General features: G+C 42.7%; 16 protein-coding genes. 12 read left to right on the top strand and 4 right to left on the bottom strand.

Annotated elements, in window-relative coordinates; all coding sequences use genetic code 11:
- The 5 genes from NYR63_RS00565 (at nt 1) to NYR63_RS00545 (ending at nt 8,540) form a co-directional block, all read left to right on the top strand.
- A complete protein-coding gene (locus NYR63_RS00565) occupies nt 1–576 on the top strand; it encodes a 5-formyltetrahydrofolate cyclo-ligase (RefSeq protein WP_279457679.1) in 576 nt (191 codons plus the stop codon).
- Nucleotides 573–1,358 carry an IclR family transcriptional regulator gene (locus NYR63_RS00560; RefSeq protein ID WP_279457678.1) on the top strand — a complete coding sequence of 262 codons (786 nt, stop codon included), beginning with the start codon at nt 573–575 and terminating at the stop codon, nt 1,356–1,358. The genes NYR63_RS00565 and NYR63_RS00560 overlap by 4 nt, the downstream gene beginning before the upstream one ends.
- Nucleotides 1,359–1,932: 574 nt before the next feature.
- The gene (putP, locus tag NYR63_RS00555) at nt 1,933–3,447 is read left to right on the top strand and encodes a sodium/proline symporter PutP (RefSeq protein WP_279457677.1); all 1,515 of its coding nucleotides are present in this window, start codon (nt 1,933–1,935) and stop codon (nt 3,445–3,447) included.
- Between the two features lie 102 nt (nt 3,448–3,549).
- Nucleotides 3,550–7,155, top strand: coding sequence for a bifunctional proline dehydrogenase/L-glutamate gamma-semialdehyde dehydrogenase PutA (putA, locus tag NYR63_RS00550; RefSeq protein WP_279457676.1), 3,606 nt, complete (start codon nt 3,550–3,552; stop codon nt 7,153–7,155).
- Between the two features lie 158 nt (nt 7,156–7,313).
- A complete protein-coding gene (locus tag NYR63_RS00545) occupies nt 7,314–8,540 on the top strand; it encodes a uracil-xanthine permease family protein (protein WP_279457675.1) in 1,227 nt (408 codons plus the stop codon).
- A gap of 310 nt (nt 8,541–8,850) precedes the next feature.
- On the opposite strand, the gene nrfD is transcribed toward NYR63_RS00545, so the two are convergent.
- From nrfD to nrfA, 4 genes are read right to left on the bottom strand one after another with little or no spacing between them, the layout of a single operon-like run.
- The gene (nrfD, locus tag NYR63_RS00540) at nt 8,851–9,819 is read right to left on the bottom strand and encodes a cytochrome c nitrite reductase subunit NrfD (protein WP_279457674.1); all 969 of its coding nucleotides are present in this window, start codon (nt 9,817–9,819) and stop codon (nt 8,851–8,853) included.
- Nucleotides 9,819–10,496, bottom strand: coding sequence for a cytochrome c nitrite reductase Fe-S protein (gene nrfC / locus NYR63_RS00535; protein WP_005618707.1), 678 nt, complete (start codon nt 10,494–10,496; stop codon nt 9,819–9,821). The genes nrfD and nrfC overlap by 1 nt, the downstream gene beginning before the upstream one ends.
- On the bottom strand, nt 10,496–11,143 hold the full coding sequence (nrfB, locus tag NYR63_RS00530; protein WP_279457673.1) for a cytochrome c nitrite reductase pentaheme subunit: 648 nt from the start codon (nt 11,141–11,143) through the stop codon (nt 10,496–10,498). Before nrfB ends, nrfC begins: the two co-directional genes overlap by 1 nt.
- A gap of 20 nt (nt 11,144–11,163) precedes the next feature.
- Nucleotides 11,164–12,690 (bottom strand): ammonia-forming nitrite reductase cytochrome c552 subunit, encoded by a 1,527-nt coding sequence (nrfA, locus tag NYR63_RS00525; RefSeq protein WP_279457672.1) that lies wholly within the window; start codon nt 12,688–12,690, stop codon nt 11,164–11,166.
- 434 nt (nt 12,691–13,124) lie between these two features.
- Between nrfA and ilvG the strand changes: the two genes are divergently transcribed.
- The 7 genes from ilvG to rraB all read left to right on the top strand — a co-directional run bounded on the left by ilvG (nt 13,125) and on the right by rraB (nt 19,802).
- Nucleotides 13,125–14,777, top strand: a complete 1,653-nt coding sequence (gene ilvG / locus NYR63_RS00520) for an acetolactate synthase 2 catalytic subunit (protein ID WP_279457670.1) — start codon at nt 13,125–13,127, stop codon at nt 14,775–14,777.
- 20 nt (nt 14,778–14,797) lie between these two features.
- Nucleotides 14,798–15,016 (top strand): acetolactate synthase 2 small subunit, encoded by a 219-nt coding sequence (gene ilvM / locus NYR63_RS00515; RefSeq protein WP_279457669.1) that lies wholly within the window; start codon nt 14,798–14,800, stop codon nt 15,014–15,016.
- 117 nt (nt 15,017–15,133) lie between these two features.
- Nucleotides 15,134–16,969: a dihydroxy-acid dehydratase gene (ilvD, locus tag NYR63_RS00510; RefSeq protein ID WP_039197639.1), complete on the top strand. Its 1,836-nt coding sequence runs from the start codon at nt 15,134–15,136 to the stop codon at nt 16,967–16,969.
- A gap of 151 nt (nt 16,970–17,120) precedes the next feature.
- Complete coding sequence (locus NYR63_RS00505; protein WP_279457668.1) at nt 17,121–17,951, top strand: ZIP family metal transporter; 831 nt, start codon at nt 17,121–17,123, stop codon at nt 17,949–17,951.
- A gap of 37 nt (nt 17,952–17,988) precedes the next feature.
- Entirely contained in the window at nt 17,989–18,411 is a 423-nt protein-coding gene (locus NYR63_RS00500) for a DUF805 domain-containing protein (protein WP_279457667.1), read from the top strand.
- A 328-nt stretch (nt 18,412–18,739) separates the two neighbouring features.
- The gene (yihA, locus tag NYR63_RS00495) at nt 18,740–19,360 is read left to right on the top strand and encodes a ribosome biogenesis GTP-binding protein YihA/YsxC (RefSeq protein WP_279457666.1); all 621 of its coding nucleotides are present in this window, start codon (nt 18,740–18,742) and stop codon (nt 19,358–19,360) included.
- A 1-nt stretch (nt 19,361) separates the two neighbouring features.
- Nucleotides 19,362–19,802, top strand: a complete 441-nt coding sequence (rraB, locus tag NYR63_RS00490; protein WP_279457665.1) for a ribonuclease E inhibitor RraB — start codon at nt 19,362–19,364, stop codon at nt 19,800–19,802.
- Nucleotides 19,803–19,813: the final 11 nt, after the last annotated feature.

Raw genomic sequence — 19,813 nt, 5'->3', positions numbered from 1 at the left:
ATGCAAGCTCATTCCATACAAGATCGTCATCAGCTTCGTCAATTTATTCTGGCTGAACGGGCTAAATTATCTTTAGAGCAACAATCTATCGCCTCGCTTAACATCATTCCGCAAGCACTCTCCCTCATTGATAAATATCACGCCGAACATATTGCGCTCTATTTACCTTTTAATTGCGAAATCTCACCGCTTCCGTTGCTTAAACAATTACAACGGCAAAATAAATTTCTTTATCTTCCTATTTTGCATCCGTTTGTCAAAGGTCATCTTTTATTTCAACAATACGATAAAGAAACTGCATTTACGACACATAAATTTGGTATGCAGCAACCGAAATTGGACGTACGTAAAGTAAAACCGCTTAATGAAATCGAGATGATATTTACACCGTTACTCGCTTGTGATAAAACCGGTAATCGGTTAGGCTACGGAGGCGGTTTTTACGATAGAACGCTTGCCTTAGCAACAGAAGCCATAAGCGTAGGGCTTGCCTACCCTTTTCAATTTATAGAAAAGTTACCGACAGAGCGTTGGGATATACCTCTTAATCATTTGATCTTAGGAGATACAAAGTGACAGACAAAGAATCCGCAGGAAGCCAAACATTAGTTCGAGGTCTTAAATTACTTGAATTACTCTCCCAATATCCGAACGGTTGCCCGTTAGCACAGCTTTCCGAACTTGCCAATTTAAATAAAAGTACCGTCCATCGTTTATTGCAAAGTCTTCAACAAGAAGGCTTCGTCCGACCTGCTCCGACTACGGGAAGTTATCGTTTATCCACAAAATGTTTAGCTATCGGTCAGCGAGCCCTCAGCTCACTGAATATCCTACATATTGCCGCACCGCATTTAGAAGCACTTAATTTAAAATTAGGCGAAACGGTTAATTTCGCTATGCGAGAAGGCAATCACGCCATCTTAATTTATAAATTGGAACCAACAACCGGTATGATGAAAACCCGAGCTTATATCGGACAAAGGCTCCAACTATACTGTTCCGGTATGGGAAAATTATTTCTTGCCTATGATAAAGCGGAATACGTTCCGCACTATTGGAACATTCAGCAAGATACTATTCAGCAATTAACACCGAATACGATTACGACGGTTCCGGCAATGAATACGGAACTTGAGAAGATCCGCCAACAGCAATTTGCGATGGATGACGAAGAAAACGAAATGGGTGTTTCATGTATCGCTTGTCCTATTTTTGATCATCAAGGACAAGTAAACTATGCCATATCCATCTCGCTTTCTACCGCAAGACTGAAACAAGTCGGGATCGATACGTTACGTTCGGAACTTCAAACCACCGCGCATAAGATCTCGGAAGAACTAGGCTGGATCTTCCCGTAAGCGGTCGATAATTCCACATTTTTAGCAAAATCTCAGCGAAAATCTGATTGTATATTCAGGTATTTTTTCTATCCACAAAAGCTGTGGATAACTTTGTGGATTTCTTTTTGAAAAATCGCTTAACCCTAGATAGAGTCTAACTTTGTCAGCATAACTAGATAACTGGATACAAAATAACTTATCATTTAAAATCAATAAGTTATATTTTTTCCAGCAATTTTAAATAAAAAGTCTAAAAATTTTCTTGTAAAGATGCTTGACAATGTCCGCCTGTGTAAAACTTATTTTTTCACCTCCCAAGATTGATAAAAAGTTGAAATGGGATTTAACTTAAAATTAACACTTGAAACAATTTATTAAAAAATCATTTGCATTCCTTTATTTTTTCAGCTATGTTCCGAAATGAGCAGATCTTCAGCAAGCTGCTGAAAATTTGATTTAACTCGTAAGTACCGCATAAAAATACATGAAATTTTGTTAAAAATTCATTTCCATCCTATCTTTTGCTATAATTCGCAACTTTTGCATAAAGTTAAATTAAATTAGCAACATAGAAAGAATAAGAGGAATAACTATGTTCAACTTCGATCCGACCACCATTACATTCCTGATCTATATTATTGGAATGATCGCTATCGGCTTTATCGCCTATCGTGTTACAAATAATTTATCCGACTATATTCTCGGCGGTCGCCGTTTAGGTAGTTTTGTCACCGCGTTGTCCGCCGGCGCCTCGGATATGTCCGGTTGGTTACTGATGGGATTGCCCGGCGCAGTTTATGCAAGCGGTTTAATTGAAGGCTGGTTGGCCGTCGGACTCACTATCGGGGCTTATCTGAACTGGAAACTGGTTGCCGGACGCTTACGTTCGCATACCGAACATAGCGGCGATGCGCTTACACTTCCCGAATACTTCCATAACCGTTTCAACGACGAAACGCGTATTATCAAAATTTTATCGGCGGTCATTTTTTTACTATTCTTTGCCGTATATTGTGCTTCAGGAGTGGTCGCAGGTGCGAGAGTATTTGAAAACCTTTTCGGCGTACCTTATGAAAATGCCATTTGGTACGGCGCAGTTGCCACCATTCTTTATACCTTTATCGGCGGTTTCTTAGCGGTAAGTTGGACAGATACGATTCAAGCCTCATTGATGTTATTCGCTTTAATTTTAACCCCTGTTTTTGTCATCATGAACGTAGGTGGTTTTGAGGTAATGCAAGATACGATTGCCAAAGCGGGTGAATTAGCGAAAAAAGATTACAATGATATTTTTGCCGGTACCACAGTCTTGGGCGTATTAAGCCTACTGGCTTGGGGTTTAGGCTATTTCGGGCAACCGCATATCGTGGTACGTTTTATGGCGGCGGAAAGTGTAAAATCATTGGAGAAAGCTCGCCGTATCAGTATGACTTGGATGATTATCTGTTTAGCGGGTGCAATCGGTATCGGTTATTTCGGTATGGCTTATTTCTTTACTCATCCGGAACAAGCCGCCGTCGTGAATCAGAATAAAGAACAAATCTTTATCGAATTGGCTAAATTACTGTTTAACCCGTGGATTGCAGGCATCTTACTTTCTGCCATTTTAGCTGCGGTAATGAGTACTCTCTCGGCACAGTTATTGATTTGTTCAAGTGCGATTACCGAAGATCTTTATAAAGGTATTTTACGTCCGTCCGCAACCGATAAAGAATTAGTGTGGCTCGGACGAATTATGGTATTAGCTGTTGCCGCTCTAGCGATCTATATTGCGCAAGATCCTAATAGCCAAGTATTCGGCTTAGTAAAAGACGCTTGGGCAGGTTTCGGTAGTGCTTTCGGTCCGGTAGTATTACTGTCATTATTCTGGAAACGTATGAACGGCTTCGGAGCAATTAGCGGTATGTTAGTGGGGGCGTTAATCGTGTACTTCTGGAAAGACATTACCCTCTGGGCTAATTTACCGGAAGTCTATTCGATGATTCCGGGCTTCATTCTAGCGACGTTAGCGATTGTCTTGGTTTCCCTCATTACTCCGCCGCCGAGCAAAAAGGTAACGGACACATTTGAGCGTGCGGATAAAGCCTATTTAGCAGAGCTTCAATAAAGACAAAGCGATTTGCTGGCAACGGCAAGTCGCTTTTTTGTTTTCGAAATGCAAACTTTTTCATAAAAACGACCGCTTGTTAAAGCGAAACAGGAGTCCTTTATGCCGACAAACATTTATCAACTTCTTCCTTCTTCAGCCGTCCTTCGTGAAAATATCAGCCGACATTATCGTATTGATGAAACTGAATTGGTTCAGCAGCTCTTAGTTGAGGCGGAAACAGAAATCTTACAACCCGAAATTAAAAATCTCGCCCGTAAACTGATAGAAAAAGTACGCACCAACCGCCAAAAAGCCAGCGGTGTCGATGCGTTGATGCACGAGTTTTCTCTTTCAAGCCAAGAAGGTATTGCTTTGATGTGTTTAGCCGAAGCCTTACTGCGTATTCCTGATCAAGCGACCCGAGATAAGCTGATTAAAGACAAAATCGCCAAAGGCGACTGGAAATCACATATCGGCAGCAGTCCGTCTTTATTTGTCAATGCTTCCGCATGGGGATTAGTCTTTACCGGTAAATTACTGTCTCTGAATCAGCAAGCATTATCAAGTAGTCTAAATCAGCTGATTAGTAAAGCGGGAGAACCCGTTATTCGTAAAGGTATCGATTTTGCTATGCGTTTGCTCGGTAAACAATTTGTCACCGGCGAAACGATTCAACTCGCCCTCAAAAATAGTGAAGCACGTTTTAATAAAGGCTTCCGTTTTACCTACGATATGTTGGGTGAATCCGCATTTACCGAACAAGACGCACAACGTTATTATCAAGATTACGTGAATTCAATCCACGCGGTCGGTGCAGCCTCAAAAGGGTTAGGCGTTTATCATTCTTCCGGCGTATCGGTTAAACTTTCGGCGATTCATCCTCGTTATAGTCTGGCACAGTATGATCCTGTGATGGATGAACTTTATCCCCGCTTGCGCGATTTATTTCTGTTAGCAAAACGTTATAACATCGGCTTAAATATTGATGCGGAAGAAGCGAATCGTTTAGAAATTTCATTAGATTTAATGGATCGCTTATTAAGCGAACCCGAATTAGCCGATTTTGACGGGATAGGTTTTGTCGTGCAAGCCTACCAAAAACGTTGTCGCTCCGTTATCGATTATTTAATTGCCAAAGCAAGGGAAAACAACCGTAAGTTGATGATTCGCTTGGTAAAAGGTGCTTACTGGGATTCCGAAGTCAAACAGGCTCAAGCGGAAGGAGCAAGCGGCTATCCGGTGTTCACGCGCAAAGTGCATACCGATTTGAATTACATTGCTTGTGCGAAAAAGCTATTAGCGGCACAAGATGTGGTATTCCCGCAATTTGCCACCCATAATGCGCAAACCTTATCCACTATCTATCACTTAGCTAAAGGTAAACGCTTTGAATTTCAATGTTTACACGGCATGGGCGAAACACTCTATGATCAAGTGGTAGGTCAAGAAAATCTCAATATTCAATGCCGCGTTTATGCGCCGGTCGGTTCTTACCAAACCTTATTAGCCTATTTGGTGCGCCGTTTATTAGAAAACGGTTCAAACAGTTCATTTGTAAATCAGATTGTCGATGAAAAAGTCAGTATTGATAAGTTACTTGAAGATCCGGTAGCAAAAGCCGGTACTACTGCAGGAACGATGCACCCGAAAACGCCGTTACCGCTAAATCTATTTACGGATCGTAAAAATTCAGCCGGATACGAACTAAGCGATATGCACCATTTAGTACAATTAAGCGCACAATTAAACGAATTGGCGAATAACAATCAGTACCGTGCCGTTCCGCAAATTGCCGAGCAATTCTATCAAGGTGCGCAGCGAAAAGTAATTTACAATCCGGCTGATCAAACTCAAATCGTCGGAGAAGTCACCTACGCCAATGAAGCCGATGTTGAAAAAGCTTTTGTAATTGCCGAACAAAATCAGACCGCTTGGCAAGCGACTCCGCCGGCACAAAGAGCGGCGATTCTAGAAAAGCTCGCCGATTTAATGGAAAACAATATGCCGACTTTATTCGATTTAGCGGTGCGAGAAGCGGGTAAAACGCTGAATAATGCAATAGCCGAAGTCAGAGAAGCGGTCGATTTTTGCCGTTATTATGCAAACGAAGTGAAGCGCAACCCGCAGGCTTATCAAAATCCGAGGGGGATTATCGTTGCAATTAGCCCGTGGAACTTCCCGTTGGCAATTTTTACCGGTGAAGTCGTTTCCGCTTTAGTTGCCGGTAATGTGGTGTTGGCAAAACCGGCGGAACAAACTTCCTTAATGGCACATTATGCAGTGGAATTATGTTACCAAGCCGGTATTCCAAAAGGTGTTTTGCAATGTTTACCGGGTAGCGGAGCGGAAATCGGTAATCAACTGACTTCCGATCCTCGAGTGGACGGCGTAATTTTTACCGGCTCGACCGAAACTGCCAAAACCATCAACTGCAATTTGCAAAAACAAAGCAAAATCGTACCGCTTATTGCGGAAACCGGCGGACAAAACGCCTTGATTATGGACAGCTCTGCACTCAGCGAACAAGTGGTGGCGGATGTGCTTAACTCGGCGTTTGATTCGGCAGGACAACGCTGTTCAGCACTACGTGTACTTTATCTGCAAGAAGATGTTGCCGATCATACTCTAGCAATGCTTAAAGGTGCAATGGCGGAGTTACGTGTCGGCAAACCGCAATTACTGAATACCGATATTGGTCCGGTAATCGATCGCACGGCACAAAGTCGCTTATTAGCGCATATTGAAAAAATGAAAGCGATGGCAAAATCGTACTATCAAGTGCCTATTGCAGCGGAGGTGGAACAGAATGGGATTTTCGTGCCGCCAACCTTACTTGAAATCGATCATATCTCACAAATCGAACATGAAGTGTTTGGCCCGGTACTACACGTGATTCGCTTTAATGCCAACCAATTCGAACAAATTATTGATGACATTAATTCGACCGGATTCGGTTTAACCAGCGGTTTACACAGCCGTATTGATGCGACCGTTACTCAATGGCTCGACAAAGTACACGCCGGTAATTTATATGTGAATCGTAATACGGTCGGTGCGGTGGTAGGCGTACAACCGTTCGGCGGCATGGGGCTTTCCGGTACGGGACCAAAAGCCGGCGGGCCTCTTTATTTACAACGTTTAGTAAAAAGCGAGGCTTGGACGCTTGCGGATTTAGAAGGCGAAACGGTTATAGAAACGGATAAACTTGCACAAGCCGTTCGCCAAACACTTAGCGGTGAACAACAAAGCGAAGCGTTGGCTCTCTTGCAAACTTTACACCCAAAATCACCGCTTGCAAAAGCGTTTAAAATGCAAGGTATTACCGGCGAAAACAACTATTTACGCCTTGAAGCTCGTCCAATGATTGCAGTAAGTAATGGCTCACTGCTCGAACAAATTAAAGCAATGATTGCGATTGCGGTATGCGGCAGCAAAGCGGTGATAAAAAAAGATTCACCGTTAGCGGAATATGCACATCAATTTGCCGAATACGTAACGGTAGCAGATGACTTCAATCGTCTTCCTGCATTAAGCGTGATGATTGTACTTGATCCGCTTTCTGCAGCAGAACGCCAACATTATGCCGAGCGTAACGGTGCGATTTTAACTTATGTGGAAAGCCTTGACTTGGCACTCTCTCTATTACCGCTGGTACATGAAAAGTCTATCAGCATTAATACTGCAGCCGCCGGCGGTAATGCAACCTTGATGAGTGAAATGGATTAGTATTATCCGAATCAGCTTAATATTTATCCCCTTAGCAATAAACTGAGGGGATTTTTATTTTCTGTTTAGCAAGTCATTTTCTTTTCAGCTATAATGCGCCGACTATCCCGTGAGGTAGTGTTTACGTATGTTAATTCAAACCGAGAGTTGAAACAAAAATGACAAATCAAACTATCAGTACACCTAAACAGGTGTTCGTTGGCTTACAAATGCTATTTGTGGCATTTGGTGCTTTAGTATTAATGCCGTTAATTACCGGCTTAGATCCTAATACAGCCCTCCTTACCGCCGGTATCGGTACCCTACTTTTCCAACTTTGTACTAAAGGTCAAGTGCCTATTTTCCTTGCATCTTCCTTCGCATTTATCGCACCGATTCAATACGGCGTACAGCAATGGGGTATCCCAACCACTATGGGTGGCTTGGTATTCACCGGCTTTGTCTATTTTGCATTAAGTGCGTTAGTGAAATGGAAAGGGGCAAATATCCTCGAAAAACTTTTCCCACCGGTGGTAGTTGGTCCGGTAATCATTATTATCGGTTTAGGCTTAGCCCCGACTGCGGTTGATATGGCGTTAGGCAAAGGCACAACGATTGAACCGAATACCGCCTTACTGATTTCGATGGCAACCTTAATCACCACGCTTATCGTGGCGGTATTTGCCAAAGGTTTAATGAAATTAGTACCGATTATGTTTGGAATTGTGGTCGGTTATATTCTTTCTCTAATTTTCGGCATCATTGATTTTAGCCCGGTCACCAATGCCGCTTGGTTTAGCTTACCGAAACTCACCACGCCGGAATTTAAGTTAGAAGCAATTCTTTACTTGTTACCTATCGCCCTTGCACCGGCTGTCGAACACGTCGGCGGCATTATGGCAATCAGCTCGGTAACCGGCAAAGATTTTATGACTAAACCGGGTTTACACCGTACATTATTAGGTGATGGTGTTGCTACTTCTGCCGCCGCATTCTTAGGTGGTCCGCCTAATACTACCTATGCGGAAGTTACCGGTGCGGTTATGCTCACCAAAAACTTTAACCCGCGTGTAATGACCTTTGCCGCTATTTGGGCAATTGCGATTTCATTCTGCGGCAAAGTGGGCGCATTTTTACAAACCATTCCGGGTGTAGTAATGGGCGGCATTATGATGTTAGTTTTCGGTTCTATTGCGGCAGTCGGTATGAGTACATTAATTCGTGCCAAAGTCGATATGGGCGAAGCTCGCAACCTCTGTATCGTTTCAGTAGTCATGACCTTCGGTATCGGCGGTATGCTAATCAATGTCGGCGAATTCTCACTGAAAGGCATTAGCCTCTGCGCTATCGCCGCAATCATTATGAACTTAGTGCTTCCGAAAGAAGCGGCTAAAAAAGCGGAATAATTGCTAACGATTCTGTTATAAACAAGCGGTCAAATTTCTCTAAAAGTTTGCAAATTGCAAAAAATTTTAGGAATTTGACCGCTTGTTTTTTATATAAAGGCATTTCAATCTATCTTATGCCTCTACATTAACTATGCTAAATAACCTATATATAAGTTAATTTCTTATTACACTTTATATTTCTTGAGTAGAAATTATTGTGAAACAACACAAAGATATACACACTCTGTATTTAATTAATTTAGATGAGGGATAGATAAAAGGCAATAAAAAAGCCCTAACGAATAGTTAGGACTTTTTTACTTATGGACTAACCCGCTATCGTCAATTGCCCTGCATAGAGGATAAAGTAACGTAAGCAGAGTACACCGATTAAGTCGAAGATTGAAACTAAAATGATAAATTTAACATTGTGCTTCAAGCTGTGGCTACCGAAGATATTTGCAATCAACGGAATTAAGATACCGATAAAGAATACCCCAACCCAGAATATCGTTCCCCAGAAGCCTGACAAGGCGTTTTGTAATGCTAATTGTTTATCCGCACCACCGAAGTGTAAACCGACGAAGAATGCAACTAATAAACCTAATTCGGTAACCATAATCGGTACTTCGAATTTATGTATAAAATGCACTTCGTTGCTCTCACCGGATAATTTACCGGCAAGCAGAATCACTAAGAATGTCGCCGCAATACCTGAGGACGTACCTGATGCTAAGAATAACGCCGGTAATACAGGGTTATTCAACATCGGATAACTGATTAATGCAGAAAGTAGGAAACCGGTATAAGCCCCTAACACAGCCGCTAACACAAAGAGTACGAATTCTACCGCTTTGAGTAAGCGAGTTTCGGCAAAATCAACCAACGGTAATACGAATTTAAACATCGGTAAGTAGCGATTCACTAAAACAGCCAGCCAATCTTTGAACATAATGGCAATCCAAACTACAAGCACAGCCATGTAAACTTGGAATAACATTACCCCCATCGACATTACGGAAGTACCGTTATAGTTAAACATTAATTTCCAGAATGTCCACGGTTTGGTCAAGTGGAAAATTAATAATGTTAAACCGATAAGCGTCGGTAACGTACCTAAAATCGCTGCACTACGGATAATCCAGTTGTCGCTATTTTTTACGATTTTTGCACCGCTATTACGGTAAGCAATCGCTAACTGCACCGCACCTGATGAAATACCCAATAAGAAAAGGTAAATCGCAATCGTGCTGTCCCACACTAAATTCGGGGTTTGGAACGGAATATAGCTGTTCATTATCTATGCTCCCCCTTGCCAAATGGAATGTGGTATAAGTTAGGCTCGGTACCTAACGCAACTTTAGTACGATACACAGGATTTTCACGCACTTTTTTGTACACTTCGCTGTTGTGATCGTTCATATCGCCAAAGGTTAATGCTTTAGTCGGACATGCTTCTACACAAGCCGGTTGTTTACCTTCCGCAAGGTTAGTATCACGACAGAAGTTACATTTATCTGCGGATTTTTTCTCCGGATGAATAAAACGTACACGGTACGGGCAAACTGCGATACAGTATTGGCAACCGACACATAAGTCTGAATGTACATCAACAATGCCGGTTTCCGGATCAACGAATGAAGCACCTGTCGGACATACCGCTACGCAAGGAGCATTCGTACAGTGTTGGCAAGATTGACGGAAAAATTCATACTCGACATTAGGGAATTCGCCATAAGGCTCGCTACGGATAATTTCTAAACGTGAAACGCCTTCCGGTACTTTGTTTGTGGTACGACACGCGTCCATACAAGCGGTACAACCGATACAGGACGTTTCATCGTGCACCATCGCATAGCGAATTTTTTTCTCTTCTTTCTCAGTAGCAAGAGTTACTGAGGTAGCAAGCCCAGTGCTTGCTACGACAGCGATAGCACCTGCCCCTGAGACGAAGTCTCTACGGGTGCAAGTCATTATTTGGTTTCCTTCACTTCTGTTTTAGCCGGGGTGTTAAATTCACCTTTTTGAACCTTGGTATGGCAATCAACGCAAAGTTTAATACGTTGTTTTTCTTCAATACCTTTCATCGGTTCTTTTTCCGGATGTAATTCATGACAGTTCGTACATGAAATTTTCGCAGCGTGCGTATCGTGCGCCCAGAATTTTTCACGTAATTTGTCTGCGGTATGACAAGCTACGCATACTTGATTTTGTTCGTGAACCGAACGTTCAAGTGAAGGATTACTTGCTTTACCGTGCGGATTAAAACGCATTACATCTTTCACACCTTTACGGTGATTCTCGGAAATATTGCCGTGACAGCTTACACAAGTTACTTGCTCACCGGTATTCGGGCTTTTCACGTCTTTTTGAAAGTGTTTACCCGCATGATGGAAAGGTTTGCCGGTTGCATTTGCCGATTCGTGACATTGCACACAATATTTATTCGGATCACGGCGCGCATCTTCCGCAATTTGCGCATCACTTGCTTGCTGTGTCCAAAGTGGTTTAGGTTGCTGCGGCATATCCGCTTGGGAAGCGGTTGAAATTGCAAGAAAACTTGCAAAAGCGACCGCTTGGAGGGCGATTGCTCGCCCTGCTTTTGAGATAATGTTTTTCATAATTTCACCTCAAGCTTCTATTATTTCGCTTCTGCTTTTGGTGCTACAACTGCTTTCGGTTCTACTGCTTCTTCTGCAGGTAATAAGCCTTTTTTACGAGCTTCAGCATCCCATTGCGGAACAACTGTACGTAAGAATTCATCTTTCGCCGCTTGTTCTTTAGGAATATCTAAACCAATCGCTTTTTGTGCTTTTTCTTTAGTAGAAATATCAGGAATTGCTACCGGTGTTGTCACGCCGTGTTTCGCTAATACGACACCTAATTGCGCACGTGCATCCGCTGCACGGTCGATACCTGATGCGATTACGTGAAGCATTACGTCAGGTGCGTGCATATGGCTACCGTGACCTGCTGCTGAGTAATCCCAACGCCATTGAGCGTGACGAATCGCAGTTAAGACGTCTTTCATCTCTTCTTGAGTTGCACCTGCATCCCAAGCCGCTTTCGCTTCAAAGTGCGCTTTCACTAATTGATCTTCTAAGCGGATCATTGCTTCTTTCACTTGTTTTTTATGTTCTTTCACACGTGCTTTAAGTGTTTCTTCACTTTGCTCGTGACAAGTTTTACAAGTTCTATCGAATTGACCGTTTTCAAGCGGGTTCGCAATTCTGTGATCGGTATAAACTTTACCGGTTTTGCTATCCACGGTTTTCGGCATATGACAGTCGATACAAGTCACACCATTTTTACCGTGAACACCTTGCGACCAAATTTCGAAATCCGGGTGCTGTGTTTTTAACATCGGCGCTTTAGATAAAGCGTGTGTCCAGTCTGCAAATTGGATTTCATCGTAGTATTTTTCGATACTATCGACATCAATACCTTTAGTCCATGGGAAGGTTACGTCTTTTTTATCTTTGAAGTAGTATTCAACGTGGCAGTTCGCACATACTGCGGCACGTTTACCGTGTTTATCTAAGTCTTCAAATTTCCAACCGACAGTTTCTAAGGCACGTAATACGTGTGGACGAGCGACACGTAATGCAGGTTTACCTTCTTCAAATTCTTTAGAAGTTGTATCGTGACAGTCGGCACAACCGATTGAGTTTACGATTTCCGCACCGTATTTCGCCCATTTCGGATCAAAATAACCGCGTTCGCCTTTTTCTTCGATTAAACGAGGAACATCCGGACCTTTACATGTCCAGCAAGCCATTGGCTGCGGACCGTCATTTTCGTCTTTCGGCGCACCGGTACGTAAAATTTCACGTACGTCCGTAATAGCATAGTAGTGACCGCGAGGTTTGTTATAGTCTTTTGCGAATGCGTAACCCGCCCATAACACAACATAACGTGGGTCTGCCGCTAACGCGCTACCACGATCGGTTGATTCCGAAGTCGCTTTCCATGAATTGTATTGGAGCGGATATTTTTCTGCGAAAGTATGGTTCGCAGATTCAATTTTCACACCGAGTTTCTCGTGTTTGATTGCTTTATCCGTTAAAGATGGTGTTTGAGCCGGCTGTTCTTCCGCCCATGCTGCTGATGATAAACACCCCAACATTGCAATGGTCGCCATTGCTAGGTTTTTAGTTAAACGTTTCACGTTGTGTCCCCCCACAAAATGCCTGATAGAAATGAGAATTTTTCTTATTAAAAACAATAAGATAAACATTAGTTTCATGTGCGAGAATAAGGTAAAACGGATAATACTTTCTAGGCTAATCTTAACTTTTATTGAAATAAATCAACAAAATTTCCATAAATACCTCTTTAGTGTTACCTGACAAAATCCTCAAATACCTCTTAAGCGTTACTTATTTTCTTCATACAAATCACAAGCAGATTTTATTAATTAGCATATATAAAATTAAATCTCGGATAATTTTTATAAGTTATGCGCTTTTCATTAGGATTTTCTTTATTAAATAAAATTATTTTTTTAATTAAGGTTTAAAAAAAATAAAATCTATGTTATCAATAAAACCTTTCACGCTATAGATTCAACTACATAACAATATTAATTAAGGACACAACATCATGAATGGTGCAAATTTGGTCATTGAAAGCCTTAAAGCGCACGGAGTTACAACGCTCTTCGGCTATCCGGGTGGTGCGATCATGCCTACTTACGATGCAATTTATGACTCGGGATTAGATCACTTATTAGTACGTAACGAGCAAGGTGCGGCAATGGCGGCAATCGGTTACGCTCGCGCAACGGGTAAAGTGGGTGTTTGTATTGCAACTTCAGGCCCCGGCGCAACCAATTTAATTACCGGATTAGGCGATGCGGCATTGGATTCTATTCCGGTCGTAGCCATTACCGGACAAGTAGCAAGTCATTTAATCGGAACCGACGCCTTCCAAGAATCAGACGTTTTAGGCTTATCATTAGCTTGCACCAAGCACAGTTTTATCGTGCAAAATGTTGAAGAATTACCGGAAATTATTGCACGAGCTTTTCAAATCGCCCAAAGCGGTCGTCCCGGCCCGGTCTTAGTGGATATTCCTCGTGATATTCAACTTGCACCGACATCGGCAAAACCTATCGTTTATGAAAAACAAGCGGTTGAAGCGCAAAATCAAGACTTATTAAACGAAGCGAAAACATTGCTGGCAAATGCCAAACGTCCGGTACTTTACGTCGGCGGCGGTGTCGGTATGGCCGGCGGTGTACAAGCGGTCAGAAATTTCCTAAAAGTCACAAATATTCCGTCCGTATCAACATTAAAAGGATTAGGCACAATTACCATCGATGATCCGCTTTATATGGGTATGATTGGTATGCACGGCACTAAAGCGGCAAACTACGCAGTACAAGAATGTGATCTTTTAATCGCATGCGGTGCGCGTTTTGATGACCGTGTAACCGGTAAATTAGATACTTTCGCCCCGCACGCTAAAGTGATTCATATTGATATTGATATTGCCGAGATTAATAAATTACGCAAAGTGGAAGTTGCGCTACGAGGCGATTTAATTGAAGCGGTTAATACATTAGCGCAACCGCTAGATATTGATCCTTGGCGTGAAGACGTAAAACGTCTAAAAACGGATTTGGATTTCCAATATATTGATAATGCGGGCGAAGGCGATATTAATGCGAAAGCGTTACTGAATACGCTTTCTCAGCGTAAGCCGAAAAATGCGATTATTACTACCGATGTCGGTCAGCACCAAATGTGGTCGGCACAACATTTACAACATTTCGCCCCGGAAAACTTCATCACTTCAGCAGGTTTCGGCTCAATGGGCTTCGGTTTACCGGCTGCGGTTGGTGCGGTTAAGGCTCGTCCGCAAGATCCGGTAATTTTAGTTACCGGTGACGGTTCGATTATGATGAATATCCAAGAATTAGGTACGCTTAAACGCGGTCATTTACCGGTTAAGATCCTCTTACTTGATAACCAACGCTTAGGTATGGTGCGCCAATGGCAATCTCTTTTCTTCCACGGTCGCCACAGTAATACCATTTTAGACGACAATCCTGATTTTGTCGTATTAGCTTCAGCATTCGGTATTCAAGGTGAACGAATCGAAAAAGCAAGTGAAGTATCTGATGCGTTAGATCGTTTACTCAATGCTAAAGGAGCTTATCTATTACACGTTTGTATTCCGGAAGAAGATAACGTATGGCCGCTTGTGCCGCCGGGTGCGTGTAATGCGGATATGCTGGATGATGAGATTTAGTGATTGAGGAGAATGAAGAAATGCAACGTTATGATTTAACGCTTAAAGCGGAAAAACGTCCTGAAACGCTGGAGCGTATTTTACGTGTTGTACGCCATCGCGGCTTTGAAGTCGTGACATTAAATGCGCAGAATAACGGAAATCAATTTGAAATCACACTAAGCGTACAAGGCGAGCGTGCTATTGAATTATTGACGCATCAATTAAGTAAATTGATTGATGTTACCGTCATCGAATAATCTATAAAAAATAAATCGAATAAGCGGTCTGATTTTATCCGTTTTTTACAAATTCATTGAGAAATCGAACCGCTTACCGAATAACGAAACACAACATACCCTAATTTGGAGAAATATATGCCTATTTTACGTTCTGCAACCTCAACGCAAGGTCGCAATATGGCAGGCGCACGTGCATTATGGCGTGCAACAGGAATGAAAGAAAACGACTTCGGCAAACCGATTATCGCCGTGGTAAACTCATTTACCCAATTTGTACCGGGTCACGTCCATTTACGTGATATGGGTAAACTGGTTGCCGAACAAATCGAAGCAGCCGGCGGCGTCGCAAAAGAATTTAATACCATTGCGGTGGATGACGGTATCGCAATGGGTCACGGCGGTATGCTTTATTCCTTACCAAGCCGTGATTTAATCGCTGACTCGGTGGAATATATGGTCAATGCGCACTGTGCCGATGCGATGGTGTGTATTTCAAACTGTGACAAAATCACTCCGGGAATGTTAATGGCGGCAATGCGCTTAAATATTCCGGCGGTATTCGTGTCAGGCGGCCCGATGGAAGCGGGTAAAACCAAATTATCCGATCAACTGATTAAATTAGACTTAGTTGATGCAATGATGAAAAGTGCCGACAAAACCGTGTGTGACGATGACGTAGATGCAATCGAAAAATCCGCTTGCCCGACTTGCGGTTCATGCTCAGGTATGTTTACCGCCAATTCAATGAACTGCTTAACCGAAGCATTAGGTTTATCTTTACCGGGTAACGGTTCAATGTTAGCCACTCACGCCGACCGTAAAGAATTATTCTTAACTGCCGGTCGCCAAATCGTTGAGCTTTGCAAACGTTATTACGAGCAAGACGATGCGAGCGTATTGCCACGTTCAATCGCGACCAAAGCGGCATTTGAAAACGCAATGAGCTTAGATATCGCAATGGGCGGTTCAACCAATACGGTTTTACACTTATTAGCCGCGGCACAAGAAGCGGAAGTGGATTTCACTATGGCGGATATCGACCGCTTATCACGTAAAGTGCCGTGCTTATCGAAAGTTGCGCCGAATACCAATAAATACCATATGGAAGACGTACATCGTGCCGGCGGTATTATGGCAATTTTAGGCGAACTTGAGCGTGCTGACTTATTACATTCTGATACTCGTACTGTATTAGGTATGACAATCGGTGAACAGATTGCGAAATACGACATTACCCTCACGAAAGACGAAGCGGTACATAAATTCTTCCGTGCCGGCCCGGCGGGTATTCGTACCACCAAAGCATTCTCACAAGATTGTCGTTGGGATACGGTAGATGACGACCGTCAAAACGGTTGTATTCGTTCAAAAGAATTTGCCTATAGCCAAGACGGCGGCTTAGCAATGCTGACCGGTAATATCGCACTAGACGGCTGTATCGTAAAAACCGCCGGTGTAGATGAATCCATCTTAAAATTCACCGGTGATGCGATTGTGTTTGAAAGCCAAGAAGAAGCAGTGGAAGGCATTTTAGGCGGTAAAGTACGTGCCGGTCATGTGGTAATCATTCGTTACGAAGGTCCGAAAGGCGGCCCTGGTATGCAAGAAATGTTGTATCCGACCACTTACTTAAAATCCATCGGTTTAGGTAAAGAATGTGCACTATTAACGGACGGTCGTTTCTCCGGCGGTACATCAGGTTTATCTATCGGTCACTGCTCACCGGAAGCCGCTTCCGGCGGTACCATCGGTTTAGTACGTGACGGCGATAAAATTGCGATCGATATTCCAAACCGTTCAATCCAACTTTTAGTTTCGGATGAAGAATTAGCGGTACGCCGTGCGGAACAAGATGCGAAAGGCTGGAAACCGGCAAATCGCCAACGTGAAGTTTCGATGGCGTTAAAAATGTTCGGTCACTTCGCAACCTCTGCCGACAAAGGTGCGGTGCGTGATAAAACCAAATTGTAAAGGTTATTCATCAAGACTTATAAAATCTATTGATTAAAACTTATAAAAGCGGTCAAATTTCGCTAGAAAATTGCAAAATAATTTGCAAAAATTCGAGCAAATTTGACCGCTTTTTGATCTCCGTTTGAGATCTCGCTTATTAGGAATGCAAATGTTTGATTTGTTTTTATCGTTAAACCCGATTTTACAAGCCTTTATCGCCGGTTTATTTACTTGGGGCTGTACTGTTTTTGGTGCCGCTTTCGTCTATTTTTTTAAAACGGTAAACCGCAAATTACTGGACGTAATGATGGGCTTTGCCGCCGGTGTGATGATTGCCGCCTCTTTCTGGTCACTCCTCGCCCCCGCTCTGGAATATGCCGAACCGAGCTACGGTTCGCTCGCATGGCTACCGGCTGCGGTCGGTTTCCTTGCCGGCGGTTTTTTCTTGCGAATGATCGATAAAGTCGTCCCGCATTTACATTTAAGCAAACCGCTTACCGATGCGGAAGGTATGCCTAAATTTAAACAGGGCTTATCGAAAAGTATGCTACTTTTCTTAGCTATCACCATTCACAATATTCCGGAAGGACTTGCTCTCGGTGTAACCTTCGGTGCTTTAGCTTCAAATGTAGCCGATCACCAAGCGATGCTCACCGGGGCAATCGGCTTAGCTATCGGTATCGGTTTACAAAATATTCCGGAAGGGTCATCACTATCGTTACCGATTCGAGGCGAAGGCAAAAGCCGTAAACAAGCGTTTTTATGGGGCGCAATGTCCGCGATTGTCGAACCTATCGCCGCAGTCATCGGTGCGGCTTTCGTACTTTCGATGACCGCTATTTTGCCTTATGCGCTCGCCTTTGCCGCCGGTGCGATGATTTTCGTGGTGGTCGAAGAACTGATTCCCGAATCGCAAAGCGGCGGTAATACCGATATTGCTACCTTGGGCTTAATGGTGGGATTTGTAATTATGATGGTATTAGATGTGGCTTTAGGCTAAGCTACCGAACATAACGCTTCATCTAAAAAGGATTGATATGATTTGGTATAAGGCACTGTTTTCGTTTCAAGGGCGGCTTAACCGCCAAGGCTTTTGGATCGGCTTTGCGATTAACTTTATTTTCTTATTTATTGTTGCAAATTTTTGGTTAAATTCGACCGCTTTCAATCTGATCAGTTTGCTTCCGCTTGCATTATCGCTATACAGTTTATCTGCGGTGATTATTAAACGCCTACACGACCGAAACCGTTCGGGAAAAGCGGTTACCATGGCATTTTTACCGCTTGTGTGCTATGGTGTATCGCTTTCCGCCCAAGGCACGATGCAATGGCTATTGGGGATAATGATGCCGATGTTTATCGGTACGATGTTGTTGCTGGAATGGGGTGTATTTAAAGGTAATCCGCAGGCGAACCAGTATGGGGAAAAGGGGTTAAGTGTAAAATTCCTAGCACAATAGAATCTTACTCGGTTAAATATAATTCAACCTCTTTAAGGCTACCGATATGTAACTAATAACAAAAACGCTATAATCTGCTTGAACTTTTATTCCCTTCTGAACCGCCTGAGCGTGTTGCAATTTGTAGAAACATTTTTCTTGAGCCGAAGGCGAATCTAAAATGTTTCGTTAAGCAAATTTCAACTAAGCGAAGAAAAGCGGTGAAGTAGGGTTGCCTTTCTTTGCCTACTTTCTTTGGCAACGCAAAGAAAGTAGGAAAAACTTTTTAAAGATGCTTAAACTTAAATATTAATTAATATTTCTTCTTAAATTAAAAGAAACACTAATAATGCTCAAACTAAACTATCACAAAACTCATTTTTTAACTTCCGCACCGGATATTCGTCATTTACCGGAAGACAATGGTGTGGAAATTGCCTTTGCCGGTCGTTCAAACGCCGGTAAATCTACTGCTCTCAATGCATTAACCAATCAAAAAAACTTAGCACGAACTTCAAAAACACCGGGGCGTACTCAGTTAATTAACTTATTTGAAGTCGAGCCGAATTGTAAACTGGTCGATTTACCCGGATACGGTTATGCGGCGGTACCGGAGCAAATGAAGCTCCAATGGCAAAAAGCGTTAGGCGAATACCTACAAAAACGTGAATGTTTACGCGGTGTGGTGATCCTGATGGATATTCGCCACCCGTTAAAAGATCTCGACCAACAGATGATCGAATGGGCGGTATCCGCACAATTACCGGTGTTATTGCTATTAACTAAAGCGGATAAACTCAGCCAAAGCGCAAGAAGTAAAACGGTAAAAATGGTGCGAGAAGCGATTCTACCGTTCCAAGGCGATATTCAAGTCGAAGCCTACTCTGCACTCAATAAAATTGGTATTGATAAACTTTCCGACAAATTAGATAGCTGGTTTGCCGAACAATTCCTCAATCAAGGAGCATAATATGTACGATTTTAATGAATTACGCCAAGAAACGGATGAGATCATCGAAAACCTCTTAAAAGACGGTTCGGATCCTGATGCGCTTTATATTATTGAACACCATGTGGCTCACCGTGATTTTGATAAACTGGAAAAATTAGTAGTTGATGCTTATAAACTCGGCTATGAAATTTCAGAAGCGGAAGAAGTGGAAGAAGAAAACGGCAAAGTGATCTTCGTGTGCGATATCGTGAGCGAAGTCAATTTAAATACCGACATCATTACCGCCCAACAAAAAGAATTACTGCCGCTGATTGAAAAAGTCGGTGCGGAATATGAAGGTTGGGGTACTTATTTTGAAGATCCGAATGCGGAAGATGATGAATACGGTGAAGACGGCGAATTCTTCGATGACCAAGATGAAGATTTTGAGTTTGACGAAGAAGAAATCAGACGTCACTAATAGTTAAAAAA

This window comes from Actinobacillus genomosp. 1 (assembly GCF_029774175.1).
GTDB lineage: Bacteria > Pseudomonadota > Gammaproteobacteria > Enterobacterales > Pasteurellaceae > Actinobacillus.
The sequence above is the reverse complement of the archived record's forward strand: the minus strand, read 5'-3'. Positions and strand labels throughout refer to the sequence as shown.